Consider the following 13,778-nt stretch of genomic DNA (forward strand, 5'->3'; position numbering starts at 1 on the left):
TTGAATTTGCGCATGTTCATGAGCGAAGTACCACGCCGCTATCGTCTTCCCAGTACACGTAAACCTGGTCACCCCAGGTTGGGCGCTGGCCACGACGTTCGGCGTTGGCCACGAAGGACTGGACGATCTTGCCGCTCGGCAGTTCGACGTAGAACACCGAGTGCCCGCCCAGATAGGCGATGTCGTGCACCTTGCCGCTGGACCAGTTGTATTCGCAGGTCGGCATGGTCGGCGTCACCAGCAGTTTTTCCGGACGGATCGCGTACGTCACGGATTTGTCCTGCACCGAGGTGCTAATGCCGTGACCGACGTAGATCTGGCGATCCAGGTCCTTGCAGGTAATGGTCGCGTAGCCTTCGGCGTCGTCGATCACTTCACCGTCGAAGATGTTGACGTTGCCGATGAACTCGCAGACCAGCCGGCTTGTCGGGGTTTCGTAGATGTCGATCGGGCTGCCGATCTGGGCGATCCAGCCCAGGTGCATGATCGCGATGCGCTCGGCCATGGTCATGGCTTCTTCCTGGTCGTGGGTCACCATGACGCAGGTTACGCCGACGCGTTCGATGATCTCGACCAGCTCCAGCTGCATTTGCGAACGCAGCTTCTTGTCCAGCGCACCCATCGGTTCGTCGAGCAGCAACAGCTTCGGCCGCTTGGCCAGGGAACGCGCCAGGGCCACACGCTGACGCTGGCCACCGGACAACTGATGCGGCTTACGCTTGGCGTACTGCGTCATCTGAACCAGCTTGAGCATGTCCGCGACACGGGCATCGACTTCAGCGGCAGGAATTTTGTCCTGCTTGAGGCCGAAGGCAATGTTCTGCGCCACGGTCATGTGCGGGAACAAGGCGTAGGACTGGAACATCATGTTGATCGGCCGCTCGTACGGCGGCATGTCAGTGATGTCTACGCCATCGAGGAAAATGCGCCCCTCCGTGGGCCGTTCGAAGCCTGCGAGCATGCGCAGCAACGTGGATTTGCCCGATCCCGAACCGCCGAGCAGGGCGAAAATCTCGCCTTTCTTGATTTCCAGGGACACATCGTCCACGGCAATCGTCTCGTCGAACTTCTTCGTGACCCGGTCGATTTTGACCAACACCTGTTTAGGTGTCTGGTCGCCCTCGAGGGCTTTCTTATAGGCGCCGGAGGCAACTGCCATTTACGAAACTCCCAACAAAATTTGCAGAACGCCCGAGGTGGGCGAACCTTGGATAGTTTGAGCCTTGTCGCTATTTACCCGACTTGACCTTGGTCCAGCTGCGGGTCATCAAACGTTGAATGTTTGGTGGTAATTCGACGGACACGTAGGTCTTGTCGAGGACGGCTTGCGGCGGATAAACCGACTCGTCGGTGCGGATGGACTGTTCCATTAATTTGTCCGAGCCAGGGTTGGGGTTCGCATAGCCAACGGAATCACTGACTTGTGCGATCACCTCGGGTTTCAACAAATAGTTGATGAAGGCGTGGGCCTCTTTGACGTTGGCCGCATCCTTGGGGATCGCCAGCATGTCGAACCAGAGCGCGCCGCCCTCTTTCGGAATCGAGTAGGCGATGTTCATGCCCTTGCCGGCTTCTTCAGCACGGGCCTTGGCCTGGAACATGTCGCCGGAGAAACCGATGGCGATGCAGATGTCGCCGTTGGCGAGGTCCGCGATGTATTTGGAAGAATGGAAGTACGTCACGTAAGGCCGAACCGCCAGCAACTTGGCTTCGGCCTTTTTGTAATCTTCGGGGTTGGTGCTGTTGGCGTTGAGGCCCATGTAGTTGAGGACGGTCGGCATCATTTCATCGGCGGAATCGAGGAACGCCACGCCGCAACTGTGCAGCTTCTTGATGTTCTCCGGTTCGAATACCACAGCCCAGGAATCAATCTTGTCGACGCCCAGCACCGCCTTGATCTTGTCGACGTTATAACCGATGCCGTTGGTGCCCCACAGGTACGGCACGGCGTACAGGTTACCCGGATCGTTTTGCTCAAGACGCTTGAGCAGCACCGGATCGAGGTTGGAATAGTTGGTCAGCAGCTTCTTGTCGAGCTTCTGGAAAGCGCCCGCCTTGATCTGCTTGCCGAGGAAGTGGTTGGACGGCACGACCACGTCATAACCGGTACGCCCGGCCAGCAACTTGCCTTCCAGGGTTTCGTTGGAGTCGAAGACGTCGTAAACCGGTTTGATGCCGGTCTCTTTCTGGAAGTCGGCCAAGGTGGTCGGACCGATGTAGTCCGACCAGTTATAAATATGCACAGTGCCGGCCGCCTGGACACTGACAGCGAGTGTCAGCCCGGCGCCGACCAGCATGGCATTGCGCAACAAAGAAAAAATAGGCAAGTGGAGGTCCTCTAAAATTAGTTGGGCCCAAGTTGCCCCGCGTTACATGACAGGCATGGCTGCCCAGCAACAAAACCGGCGCGCAACTTACCCTCGAAAAACCGTTCCAGCAAACTTTATGAAGATCTGTAGCAGCTGCCGCAGGCTGCGTTCAACTGCGGAGCAGTTGTGCTGTTGAAAAAGCGGAGGTCCTTCGGACCTCAACGCAGCCTTCGGCAGCTGCTACAGGGTTTTACTTATTTACCGGATTTGATCTTGGTCCAGCTGCGGGTCATGATCCGCTGGGTCGCGGCCGGCAAGTCGGCAATCGCGTACAGCTTGGCCAGCACGTCTGCCGGCGGGTAGATGCCCGGGTCGGCGGTGATTTCTTTATCAACCAATGCAGTAGCGGCCGCGTTACCGTTCGGGAAGCGTACGGCGTTGGTAATTTCAGCCATGATTTCCGGCTTCATCAGGAAGGTCATGAACTTGTAGGCACCTTCGACGTTCTCGGCATCTTTAGGGATGGCGACCATGTCGTAGAAGCTGCCGGCACCTTCTTTCGGAATGTTGTAGCTGACTTTCACCTTGTCACCAGCTTCAGCCGCACGGGACTTGGCCTGGTAGATGTCACCCGAGTAACCCACGGCGACGCAGATGTTGCCGTTGGCCAGGTCGGAGATGTACTTGGACGAGTGGAAGTAGCCCACCGAAGGACGAATCTTCAGGAACAGTGCTTCAGCTTCGGCCAGTTGTTTTTTGTCCTGGCTGTCGGTTGGATAGCCCAGGTAGTGCAACGCCACCGGAATCATCTCGGTTGGCGAATCGAGGAAACTGATACCGCACGACTTCAACTTGGCGGCGTTTTCAGGTTTGAACAGCAGGTCCCAGGAATTGGTGGGTGCATCGGCACCCAGTGCAGCCTTGACCTTCTCGGCGTTGAAGCCGATACCGATCGAACCCCACATGTACGGGAAAGCATGTTCGTTGCCCGGGTCGCTCACCGACACCGCTTTGAGCAGGTCAGTGTTCAGGTTCTTCCAGTTAGGCAGCTTGGACTTGTCCAGCTTCTGGTAAACACCGGCCTTGATCTGCTTGGCCAGGAAGTTGTTCGACGGCACGACGATGTCGTAGCCGGACTTGCCTGCCAGCAACTTGGCTTCCAGGGTTTCGTTACTGTCGAATACGTCGTAGACGACTTTGATGCCGGACTCGGTTTCGAACTTCTTGATGGTGTCCGGAGCGATGTAGTCGGACCAGTTATAGACGTGCAACACCTTGTCGTCCGCCTGAACCGCACTCGCCATCATGCCCATCAGGGACAGGGCGAGGAGTGTCTTGCCAGCAAGCTTTTTTCCTAATGCCTTCATGCGTAATGCTCCAAATTTTTCTTTTTTGAACCACTTTGTTCAGCGGCCGAACCCGGACAACTGGAACCGCGGCTAGTCTGGCAAGATCCGAGGCGGTCTTTCAAGGAAAGGCCACCCTTTAGAACTGCTCTGAGCGAAAGTTTCATGACTCCCGCCCAGAGCCTAGCACTTAGCCCTGCAACGCACTCAGGGTCAGGTCCAGGCACTTGCGTGCCTTGGTTACCAGCTCATCGATTTCAGCCTTGGTAATCACCAGCGGTGGAGCAATGATCATGGTGTCCCCCACGGCGCGCATGATCAGGCCGTTGTCGAAGCAGAAGGTGCGGCAGATCATGCCCACGCCCTTGCCTTCGTAACGCTTGCGAGTGGCCTTGTCCTGAACCAGTTCGATAGCCCCCAACAGACCGACCCCACGCACTTCCCCCACCAACGGGTGATCGTTCAGTTCCCGCAAGCGTTTCTGCAAATACGGTGCCGTTTCCGCATGAACGCGCTCGATAATTTTTTCTTCGCGCAGGATGCGGATGTTTTCCAGTGCCACCGCAGCGGCCACCGGGTGCCCGGAATAGGTGAAACCGTGGTTGAAATCACCGCCCTCGTTGAGCACCGCAACCACTTCGTCACGCACGATCAGGCCACCCATAGGGATGTAGCCGGACGTCAGGCCTTTGGCGATGGTCATCATGTCGGGTTTGAGGTCGTAGAAATCGCTACCGAACCACTCACCGGTACGGCCGAAACCACAGATCACTTCGTCCGCCACGAACAGGATGTCGTACTTGGCGAGGATTTCCTTGATGCGCGGCCAGTAGGTGTCTGGTGGAATGATCACGCCGCCGGCACCCTGGATCGGTTCGGCGATAAAGGCGCCGACGTTGTCCACGCCGACTTCCAGAATCTTCTCTTCCAGCTGATTGGCCGCCCAGATACCGAACTCTTCCGGTGTCATGTCGCCGCCTTCAGCGAACCAGTATGGCTGGGCGATGTGGACGATGCCCGGGATCGGCAAGTCGCCTTGCTCGTGCATGTACGTCATGCCGCCCAGGCTCGCGCCGGCCACGGTGGAACCGTGATAACCGTTCTTGCGGCTGATGATGACTTTCTTCTTCGGCTGGCCCTTGATCGCCCAATAGTGACGAACCATACGCAGCATGGTGTCGTTGCCTTCAGAGCCGGAACCGGTGAAGAACACGTGGTTCATGCCTTGCGGCGCGATGTCGGCGATGGCCTTGGCCAGCTCCAGCACCGGCGGGTGAGCCGTCTGGAAAAACAGGTTGTAGTAAGGCAATTCGCGCATTTGTTTGCTGGCGGCATCGGCCAGTTCATCGCGACCGTAGCCGATTGCTACGCACCACAGGCCGGCCATGCCGTCGAGGATCTTGTTGCCTTCGCTGTCCCAGAGGTAAACGCCCTTGGCGCTGGTGATGATCCGCGGGCCTTTCTCTTTCAGCTGCTTGAAATCGCTGAACGGGGCCAGGTGGTGATCGTTGCTCAGGGTTTGCCATTCACGGGTTTGCGGGTTGTTGCTGGTCATGCGAATTCTCCTAAGATTTCAGTGAAGGGCGCGACCAAGTGCAGTCGCGCCCGGCGCATCAGACGGCGAAGAGCAGGAATTCCCGCTCCCACGAACTGATCACGCGCTTGAAATTTTCATGCTCGGCCCGCTTGACCGCGACGTAGCCAGTGATGAATTTCTTGCCCAGATATTTCTCGACGGTCGCGCTGTTTTCCATGCGTTCCAGCGCGTCTTCGATGGTCAGCGGCAGGCGCAGGTTGCGGCGTTCATAGCCACGGCCCACCACCGGCGCACTCGGGTTCAAGCCTTCGACCATGCCGATGTAACCGCAGAGCAGGCTCGCGGCGATCGCCAGGTACGGGTTGGCGTCAGCGCCCGGCAGACGGTTTTCCACCCGACGGTTTTGCGGCCCGGCATCCGGAACCCGCAGGCCCACGGTACGGTTCTCTTCGCCCCACTCCACGTTCACCGGCGCCGAGGTGTCCGGCAGGAAGCGGCGGAACGAGTTGACGTTGGGCGCGAACAGCGGCAACAGCTCGGGGATCAGTTTCTGCAAGCCACCGATGTGGTGCAGAAACAGTTGGCTCATGGTCCCGTCTTCATTGGAGAAGACGTTCTTGCCGGTTTCGATGTCGATGATGCTCTGGTGCAAGTGCATCGCGCTGCCCGGCTCGCCGGTCATGGGCTTGGCCATGAAGGTGGCCGCCACGTCGTGCTTGAGCGCGGCTTCGCGCATGGTGCGCTTGAAGATCAGGATCTGGTCGGCCAGGGACAGGGCATCGCCGTGACGGAAGTTGATTTCCATCTGCGCCGTGCCGTCCTCGTGGATCAGCGTGTCGAGGTCCAGCTCCTGCAATTCACACCAGTCGTAGACGTCCTCGAACAGCGGATCGAATTCGTTCGCCGCTTCAATGGAGAACGACTGACGACCGGTTTCCGGGCGCCCGGAACGGCCGATCGGCGGTTGCAGCGGGTAGTCCGGGTCGTCACTGCGCTTGGTCAGGTAAAACTCCATTTCCGGCGCCACGATCGGCTGCCAGCCCCTGTCGGCATAGAGTTTCAGGACTTTTTTGAGCACGTTGCGCGGCGACAGCTCGATCGGGTTGCCTTGCTTGTCGTAGGTGTCGTGGATCACCTGGGCGGTCGGCTCGATGGACCACGGCACCACGTAAACCGCGTTTTGGTCGGGGCGGCAGATCATGTCGATGTCGGCCGGGTCGAGCAGTTCGTAATAGATGTCGTCTTCGACATAGTCGCCGGTCACGGTCTGCAACAGAACGCTCTCGGGCAGACGCATGCCTTTTTCGGCAATGAACTTGTTGGTCGGCGAAATCTTGCCCCGGGTGATCCCGGTCAAGTCGGCGATCATGCATTCGACTTCTGTGATCTTGTGGTCTTTCAACCAATCGGTGAGCTGGTCGAGGTTGTGACTCATAAATGCCTCTTAGGCTGAGTTTCCTGACTCTTATAAGTCAGGCGTTGTTTGACGCATGGGCGTCGCGTGATACAGATTGCCACTGCAATGGCCGCGTGCAAGTACCCACACGGGTAATAGCGTGGGTCAGCGAGAGCGTAGTGGAACGTGCAGAATCATGAGCAGAAGCCGACGCGTTGGTCGGGCTGCCAGCGTGAAACGGTTCTATATTGGAAGGAGAGCCAGTAAAGAGAATGTCGTACAGACCGTCCAGAATATCGGACGGGGACAGCAGAATCGTCGGGGAAGGAAGAGTCGACGGCACGCCTTTGGCAACGCTTGCCTTGGCGTGGACACTACGATCGCCACTGATGTGATAAGCATGCAGACCGATCTGCCTTGAGCAGATGGCGACGCCGATTAACGGCAGGCGAGACATGAAGCACCCCGGTATTATTGCTGTTATGGGTTTGAATCGAGCTTAGCCTTGTTCATTTTTTTACACAACACCCCCGTAAAAAATACAACACGGCCCGCTCAAGCTCGCGGGCGCCAAAGCGCTCAAAGGCATAAAAACGCCCCAAACCGCCTCAAAAAAGCCCTACGAGCGCTTTTTTAGGGCAAAAAAGGCCTCGCTTGACTTCGGCAGGCCGTTCGGGTTGACTGAAACCCGAAGAGATCAATGATTGATATTTTTAACAACAAAGGTGTTGCATCATGTCGGTACCCCCGCGTGCCGTTCAGCTTAACGAAGCGAACGCGTTCCTTAAGGAACATCCTGAGGTTCTGTACGTTGACCTTCTGATTGCGGATATGAATGGTGTGGTGCGCGGCAAGCGCATTGAACGCACCAGCCTCCACAAGGTTTACGAGAAAGGCATCAACCTGCCGGCCTCTCTATTTGCTCTGGATATCAATGGCTCGACGGTGGAAAGCACCGGCCTGGGCCTGGACATCGGCGATGCTGACCGAATCTGCTATCCAATCCCTGACACCCTGTGCAATGAACCCTGGCAGAAGCGCCCCACCGCGCAACTGTTAATGACCATGCACGAACTTGAAGGCCAGCCGTTCTTTGCCGACCCGCGGGAAGTGCTCGCTAATGTCGTGCGCAAGTTCGATGAAATGGGCCTGACCATCTGCGCTGCGTTCGAACTGGAGTTCTACCTGATCGACCAGGAGAACGTGAACGGTCGTCCGCAACCGCCACGCTCGCCGGTCTCCGGCAAACGCCCGCACTCGACACAGGTCTACCTGATCGACGACCTCGACGAATACGTCGACTGCCTCCAGGACATTCTGGAAGGTGCGAAAGAGCAAGGCATCCCGGCCGACGCGATCGTCAAGGAAAGTGCTCCGGCTCAGTTCGAAGTGAACCTGCACCACGTGGCCGACCCGATCAAGGCCTGCGACTACGCGGTCCTGCTCAAGCGTCTGATCAAGAACATCGCCTACGACCATGAGATGGACACCACCTTCATGGCCAAGCCTTACCCGGGCCAGGCGGGCAACGGTCTGCACGTACACATTTCGATTCTTGATAAAGAAGGCAAAAATATTTTTGCCAGCGAGGATCCCGAGCAGAACGCCGCACTGCGTCACGCGATCGGCGGTGTGCTCGAGACCCTACCGGCGCAGATGGCTTTCCTCTGCCCGAACGTCAACTCCTACCGTCGTTTCGGCGCACAGTTCTACGTGCCGAACTCGCCGTGCTGGGGCCTGGACAACCGTACCGTGGCGATCCGCGTGCCGACCGGTTCCTCCGATGCCGTGCGCATCGAACACCGTGTGGCCGGCGCCGACGCCAACCCGTATCTGTTGATGGCTTCGGTCCTGGCAGGCGTGCATCACGGCCTGACCAACAAGATCGAACCGGGCGCGCCCGTGGAAGGCAACTCCTACGAGCAGAACGAGCAAAGCCTGCCGAACAACCTGCGCGATGCATTGCGTGAGCTGGACGACAGCGAAGTCATGGCCAAGTACATCGATCCGAAATACATCGATATCTTTGTGGCTTGTAAGGAAAGTGAGCTGGAGGAGTTCGAACACTCCATCTCTGACCTTGAGTACAACTGGTACCTGCATACTGTGTAAGTGGTTGCAGTAAAAACAAACGCCGCAGGCTGACAAGGCCTGCGGCGTTTTTTATTGCCGCCTGCGGCGGATCGCTAGCAGGCTAGCTCCCACAGTTGATCTCCAGTGAACATAAATTCTGTGTACACCGGAAATCCCTGTGGGAGCCAGCCTGCTAGCGATGGCGTCCTGGCAGACAACACAGATGCCTGCTCGTACAATGCCCCCTGCCCCGCAGGAGGACTCCAATGACGCGCACCGCCACTATTCGCAAACCCCGCGCCCGCAGCCAGGCCCGGATCGATTCGATACTCGATGCCGCCCGCACGCTACTGGCCGCCGAGGGCGTGGCCAGTCTGTCGATCTACAGCGTCGCCGAGCGCGCGGAGATCCCGCCCTCCTCCGTCTACCATTTCTTCGCCAGCGTCCCGGCGCTGCTCGAAGCCCTGACCGCCGACGTCCACGCGGCGTTCCGCGCCTGCCTGCAAGCACCCATCGACCACAACGCCCTCGGCGGCTGGCGCGACCTGTCGCGGCTGGTTGAACAACGCATGCTCGACATCTACGACGAAGATGCTGCGGCCCGGCAACTGATCCTCGCCCAGCACGGCCTCACCGAAGTTACCCAGGCCGACCGCCAGCACGACATCGAACTCGGCGACCTGATGCACAAGCTGTTCGATCATCACTTCGAGCTGCCGAAGTTGCCAAGCGATGTCGATGTGTTTGCATTGGCGATGGAGCTCGGCGACCGCGTTTATGCGCGTTCGGTGCAGCAGCATGGGCAGATCACGCCGCGCATGGCTGAGGAAGGGATGCGGGTGTTTGATGCGTATCTGGGGCTGTATCTGCCGCCTTACCTGCCGAAGCGCGCTGTACCAGCCTGATTGTTATCCGTCTCACTGGCCCCATCGCGAGCAGGCTCGCTCCCACAGGGGATCTTTGTCGCACACAAATGTTGTGTTCGCTCGAGATCAAGTGTGGGAGTGAGCCTGCTCGCGATGGCCGCGCCGCCGATCTCACTGACTGCCCACGCCCTCACAACTTGGCGATCGACACCTCGGTGGATTTCACAAACGCGATCACTTCGCTGCCGACCACCAGTTCCAGCTCTTTCACCGAGCGGGTGGTAATCACCGAAGTAACGATGCCGGAAGCGGTCTGAACGTCGATTTCCGAGAGCACGTCACCCAAAACGATTTCCTTGATCGAGCCTTTGAACTGGTTACGAACGTTGATGGCTTTGATAGTCATGATGTTGATTCCTGTCGTTGGATAAGGCTTGAGTTATTGCGCCCAACGCAACTGCGTAGGCAAGGGTGAAACAGGTTCCGGTTCCGGCGGTTGGCCGGGCAGTGCGAGTACGCGATTGAGTACTTCGGTTTCCAGCGCCGCCAGCCGATGGGAGCCACGGGCCCGAGGGCGTGGAAGCTCAACGTGCAGGTCGAGGCCGACTTCACCCTCTTCGATCAGGATCACCCGATCGGCAATCGCCACCGCTTCACTGACGTCGTGGGTCACCAGCAACACGGTGAAGCCGTGCTTCTGCCAGAGCCGTTCGATCAGTTGCTGCATTTCAATTCGGGTCAGGGCGTCCAGCGCACCCAGGGGTTCGTCCAGGAGTAGCAGGCGCGGTTGGTGGATCAGCGCGCGAGCCAGGGCCACCCGTTGCTTCTGGCCACCGGACAGCGCCGCTGGCCACTCATTGGCGCGATCTGCCAGACCCACCGACTCCAACGCTTCCAGCGCTTGCGGCCGCCAGTTGCCCTTGAGCCCGAGACCGACGTTGTCGATGACCTTTTTCCACGGCAGCAAACGGGCTTCCTGGAACATCAATCGGGTGTCTTCCCGGGCATCGCTCAGCGGCGCGGAGCCGGCGAGCAATTCACCGCCGGTGGGTTTGTCGAGGCCGGCGAGCAACCGCAGCAAGGTACTTTTGCCACAGCCACTGCGTCCGACCACGGCGACAAACTGACCGGCCGGAATGTGCAGATCGATCTCGCGCAAAACCTGCCGTGAACCAAAGGTCTTTTGCAGCTTGCGCACCACCAGCGGAATTCCGCGCAGCAGGCGTGGAGGTTGTTGAGCGGTCATGCGGCACCTCCTTTGGCAACCTGATAAGCCGGATGCCAGCGCAGCCAAACACGTTCAAGCCCACGGGCCGCGAGGTCGGCGAGTTTGCCCAGCACCGCGTACAAAAGAATCGCCAACACCACCACGTCAGTCTGCAAAAACTCCCGGGCATTCATCGCCAGGTAGCCAATGCCGGAGCTCGCGGAAATGGTTTCTGCCACGATCAGCGTCAACCACATGAAGCCCAGTGCGAAGCGCACGCCGACCAGAATCGAAGGCAGCGCCCCCGGCAGAATCACCTGCCGAAACAGGCTGAAACCGGACAAGCCATAACTGCGCGACATTTCCACCAACGCCGGATCGACGTTGCGGATGCCGTGATAAGTGTTCAGGTAGATCGGGAACAACGTGCCCAATGCCACCAGGAAAATCTTCGCCGACTCATCAATGCCGAACCACAGGATCACCAGAGGAATCAGCGCCAGGTGCGGCACGTTGCGGATCATCTGCACCGAACTGTCGAGCAGGCGTTCGCCCCATTTCGACAGGCCGGTGATGAAACCCAGAACCAGACCGATGCTGCCACCGATGGTGAAACCCAGCGCGGCACGCCAGCCGCTGATTGCCAGGTGCGTCCAGATTTCGCCGCTGCGCACCAGGCTCACGCCGGCCTCAATGACGGCGATCGGCGCCGGCAGAATCCGTGTCGACAACCAGCCCGCCGACACCGACAACTGCCATACCGCCAGCAGCAACACCGGCAACGCCCAGGGCGCGAGGCTGTGGATAATTTTCTTCATGGCGCGCCTCAGCTCTGGGACGCGGCTTTGGGAAGAATGTCGTTGGCGACCATCTCACCAAACGGGCTGACGTAGTTGGCACCTTGTGGCAGCTGCGGACGTTCGATGTCGAGGTGCGGAAACAGCAACTCGGCAACGCGGTAAGACTCTTCGAGGTGTGGATAACCGGAAAAGATGAACGTGTCGATGCCCAGGTCTGCGTATTCCTTCACGCGGGCGGCCACGGTCGGACCGTCGCCCACCAGCGCCGTGCCAGCACCGCCGCGCACCAGACCGACGCCGGCCCACAGGTTGGGGCTGACTTCCAGGTTGTCACGGCTGCCGCCGTGCAGCGCGGCCATGCGTTGCTGACCGACCGAATCGAAACGCGCCAGAGAAGCCTGGGCACGGGCGATGGTTTCGTCGTCCAGATGGGAGATCAGCCGATCCGCCGCTTGCCACGCTTCGGCGTTGGTTTCGCGGACGATCACATGCAAGCGAATGCCGAAGCGCACGGTGCGACCCAGCTTCGCGGCTTTGGCGCGCACCTGTTCAATCTTCTCGGCAACGGCGGCAGGTGGTTCGCCCCAGGTCAGGACCATTTCCACCTGTTCGGCCGCGAGGTCTTGCGCCGCTTCCGACGAGCCGCCGAAGTACAGCGGCGGACGCGGTTGCTGGATCGGTGGATAGAGCAACTTGGCACCCTTCACACTAATGTGCTGACCGTCGTAATCAACGGTTTCGCCTTCCAGCACACGGCGCCAGATGCGGGTGAATTCCACCGAGGCTTGATAGCGCTCTTCGTGAGTCAGGAACAAACCGTCGCCGGCCAATTCTTCCGGATCACCACCGGTGACCAGGTTGAACAGCGCACGGCCGCCGGACAGGCGATCCAGTGTCGCGGCCTGACGCGCGGCCACCGTCGGGGAAATGATCCCGGGGCGCAACGCGACAAGGAATTTCAACCGCTGGGTCACCGGGATCAGCGACGCCGCCACCAGCCACGAGTCTTCGCAGGAGCGCCCGGTGGGAATCAACACCCCGCCGAAACCCAGGCGATCCGCCGCTTGGGCGATTTGTTGCAGGTAACCGTGGTCGACGGCGCGAGCGCCTTCGGCGGTGCCAAGGTAATGGCCGTCGCCGTGGGTAGGCAGGAACCAGAAAATATTGAGGCTCATGGAGTGGTCTCCTTGGGGAATCGGATTACTGCGCGTTGGCAACGGCTGCCGGTGGCGTCCAGATCACGTCTTTGATGCTCAACTGTTTCGGGATCAGCTTGAGCTGATAGAAGCTGTCGGCGATTTTCTGTTGCGCGGCGATCACTTCCGGGGTCAGAAACAGCGCTCCGTAACCTTGGCGTTTCATAGAGGTCAGGGTGATGTCCGCCGGCAAGCCGATCAGTGGCGAAACCTGTTGAGTCACGTCTTCAGGGTTGGCTTTGGCCCATTCGCCGACCGCGCGCACTTCTTCCACGAGGGTCTTGATCACCTCAGGATTTTTCTGTGCGTAAGGTTTGGTCGCGAGGTAGAACTGATGGTTGTCGACGATGCCCTGGCCATCGCGCAAAGTGCGCGCTTGCAGTTGCTGTTCGGCGGCAGCCTGGTACGGGTCCCAGATCACCCAGGCATCGACGCTGCCACGTTCGAACGCGGCGCGGGCATCGGCGGGCGGCAGGAATACGGTCTGGATGTCGGTGTATTTGAGGCCGGCGTTTTCCAAAGCACGGACCAGCAAGTAGTGAACGTTGGAGCCTTTGTTCAAGACGACTTTCTTGCCCTTGAGGTCCTGCACCGATTTGATCGGCGAGTCCTTCGGCACCAGAATCGCTTCGCCTTTGGGCGCTGGCGGTTCGTAGGCAACGTAGAGCAGGTCGGCGCCGGCAGCCTGGGCGAAAACCGGGGGCGTTTCGCCGGTGACACCGAAATCGATAGAGCCGACGTTCAGGCCTTCAAGCAGCTGCGGGCCGCCGGGAAATTCAGTCCATTTCACATCAACGCCTTGAGCGGCGAGGCGTTTTTCGAGGGTGCCTTTGGCTTTGAGCAGCACCAGGGTGCCGTATTTCTGATAGCCGATTCGCAGAGTCTCGGCTTGAGCGTGAGTAATGGCGCCGAAGGTGACAGCCGCTGCAAACAGAGCGACCAGACCACGACGCAAAATGACAGTGCGCATGGCGCTCTCCTTTTTTGCGGTTGGGTTTTGGCTGCACCTGCTTGGCCGTTGGCGGCTGAGTAAGGTGGAGTGAAGCAA

The 13,778-nt window shown here is 59.1% G+C and carries 12 protein-coding genes and 1 pseudogene; 2 read left to right on the forward strand and 11 right to left on the reverse strand.

All coding sequences use genetic code 11. The features are described from left to right. Positions 1–16: 16 nt before the first annotated feature. The 6 genes and pseudogenes from ACA070_RS29585 to ACA070_RS29610 form a co-directional block, all read right to left on the reverse strand. A complete protein-coding gene (locus tag ACA070_RS29585; RefSeq protein ID WP_462029579.1) occupies positions 17–1,159 on the reverse strand; it encodes an ABC transporter ATP-binding protein in 1,143 nt (380 codons plus the stop codon). Between the two features lie 70 nt (positions 1,160–1,229). Continuing rightward, positions 1,230–2,327 (reverse strand): polyamine ABC transporter substrate-binding protein, encoded by a 1,098-nt coding sequence (locus ACA070_RS29590; RefSeq protein WP_497449364.1) that lies wholly within the window; start codon positions 2,325–2,327, stop codon positions 1,230–1,232. 236 nt (positions 2,328–2,563) lie between these two features. After that, a complete protein-coding gene (locus ACA070_RS29595; RefSeq protein ID WP_497449365.1) occupies positions 2,564–3,676 on the reverse strand; it encodes a polyamine ABC transporter substrate-binding protein in 1,113 nt (370 codons plus the stop codon). Between the two features lie 169 nt (positions 3,677–3,845). Continuing rightward, the gene (locus ACA070_RS29600; protein ID WP_497449366.1) at positions 3,846–5,210 is read right to left on the reverse strand and encodes an aspartate aminotransferase family protein; all 1,365 of its coding nucleotides are present in this window, start codon (positions 5,208–5,210) and stop codon (positions 3,846–3,848) included. Positions 5,211–5,268: 58 nt separating this feature from the next. Next, positions 5,269–6,627, reverse strand: coding sequence for a glutamine synthetase family protein (locus ACA070_RS29605; RefSeq protein ID WP_497449367.1), 1,359 nt, complete (start codon positions 6,625–6,627; stop codon positions 5,269–5,271). A gap of 103 nt (positions 6,628–6,730) precedes the next feature. Then, positions 6,731–7,045 (reverse strand): annotated as a pseudogene (locus ACA070_RS29610) (gamma-glutamyl-gamma-aminobutyrate hydrolase family protein); the annotation flags it as partial. A 278-nt stretch (positions 7,046–7,323) separates the two neighbouring features. On the opposite strand from ACA070_RS29610, the gene ACA070_RS29615 reads away from it, so the two are divergent. Both ACA070_RS29615 and ACA070_RS29620 read left to right on the forward strand, forming a co-directional pair. Then, positions 7,324–8,700, forward strand: coding sequence for a glutamine synthetase family protein (locus ACA070_RS29615; protein WP_028623670.1), 1,377 nt, complete (start codon positions 7,324–7,326; stop codon positions 8,698–8,700). Between the two features lie 227 nt (positions 8,701–8,927). Then, entirely contained in the window at positions 8,928–9,566 is a 639-nt protein-coding gene (locus ACA070_RS29620) for a TetR/AcrR family transcriptional regulator (RefSeq protein ID WP_497449368.1), read from the forward strand. Between the two features lie 151 nt (positions 9,567–9,717). On the opposite strand, the gene ACA070_RS29625 is transcribed toward ACA070_RS29620, so the two are convergent. From ACA070_RS29625 to ACA070_RS29645, 5 genes are read right to left on the reverse strand one after another with little or no spacing between them, the layout of a single operon-like run. After that, entirely contained in the window at positions 9,718–9,933 is a 216-nt protein-coding gene (locus ACA070_RS29625) for a TOBE domain-containing protein (protein WP_003229256.1), read from the reverse strand. A 33-nt stretch (positions 9,934–9,966) separates the two neighbouring features. After that, positions 9,967–10,773: an aliphatic sulfonates ABC transporter ATP-binding protein gene (gene ssuB / locus ACA070_RS29630; protein WP_461977662.1), complete on the reverse strand. Its 807-nt coding sequence runs from the start codon at positions 10,771–10,773 to the stop codon at positions 9,967–9,969. After that, entirely contained in the window at positions 10,770–11,552 is a 783-nt protein-coding gene (gene ssuC, locus ACA070_RS29635; protein ID WP_131061041.1) for an aliphatic sulfonate ABC transporter permease SsuC, read from the reverse strand. The genes ssuB and ssuC overlap by 4 nt, the downstream gene beginning before the upstream one ends. Positions 11,553–11,560: 8 nt before the next feature. Next, entirely contained in the window at positions 11,561–12,709 is a 1,149-nt protein-coding gene (gene ssuD / locus ACA070_RS29640; RefSeq protein WP_461956205.1) for an FMNH2-dependent alkanesulfonate monooxygenase, read from the reverse strand. Between the two features lie 25 nt (positions 12,710–12,734). Further along, entirely contained in the window at positions 12,735–13,700 is a 966-nt protein-coding gene (locus ACA070_RS29645) for a sulfonate ABC transporter substrate-binding protein (RefSeq protein ID WP_497449369.1), read from the reverse strand. Positions 13,701–13,778: the final 78 nt, after the last annotated feature.

The organism is Pseudomonas sp. LBUM1678 (assembly GCF_059695575.1).

Excerpts from the sequence above, each read along its gene's own strand:
- ACA070_RS29600 (WP_497449366.1), bottom strand. The coding sequence starts at position 5,210 with ATGACCAGCAACAACCCGCAAACCCGTGAATGGCAAACCCTGAGCAAC.
- ACA070_RS29645 (WP_497449369.1), bottom strand. The coding sequence starts at position 13,700 with ATGCGCACTGTCATTTTGCGTCGTGGTCTGGTCGCTCTGTTTGCAGCG.
- ACA070_RS29595 (WP_497449365.1), bottom strand. The coding sequence starts at position 3,676 with ATGAAGGCATTAGGAAAAAAGCTTGCTGGCAAGACACTCCTCGCCCTG.
- ACA070_RS29625 (WP_003229256.1), bottom strand. The coding sequence starts at position 9,933 with ATGACTATCAAAGCCATCAACGTTCGTAACCAGTTCAAAGGCTCGATC.
- ACA070_RS29585 (WP_462029579.1), bottom strand. The coding sequence starts at position 1,159 with ATGGCAGTTGCCTCCGGCGCCTATAAGAAAGCCCTCGAGGGCGACCAG.
- ssuB (WP_461977662.1), bottom strand. The coding sequence starts at position 10,773 with ATGACCGCTCAACAACCTCCACGCCTGCTGCGCGGAATTCCGCTGGTG.
- ACA070_RS29615 (WP_028623670.1), top strand. The coding sequence starts at position 7,324 with ATGTCGGTACCCCCGCGTGCCGTTCAGCTTAACGAAGCGAACGCGTTC.
- ssuC (WP_131061041.1), bottom strand. The coding sequence starts at position 11,552 with ATGAAGAAAATTATCCACAGCCTCGCGCCCTGGGCGTTGCCGGTGTTG.
- ssuD (WP_461956205.1), bottom strand. The coding sequence starts at position 12,709 with ATGAGCCTCAATATTTTCTGGTTCCTGCCTACCCACGGCGACGGCCAT.
- ACA070_RS29620 (WP_497449368.1), top strand. The coding sequence starts at position 8,928 with ATGACGCGCACCGCCACTATTCGCAAACCCCGCGCCCGCAGCCAGGCC.
- ACA070_RS29605 (WP_497449367.1), bottom strand. The coding sequence starts at position 6,627 with ATGAGTCACAACCTCGACCAGCTCACCGATTGGTTGAAAGACCACAAG.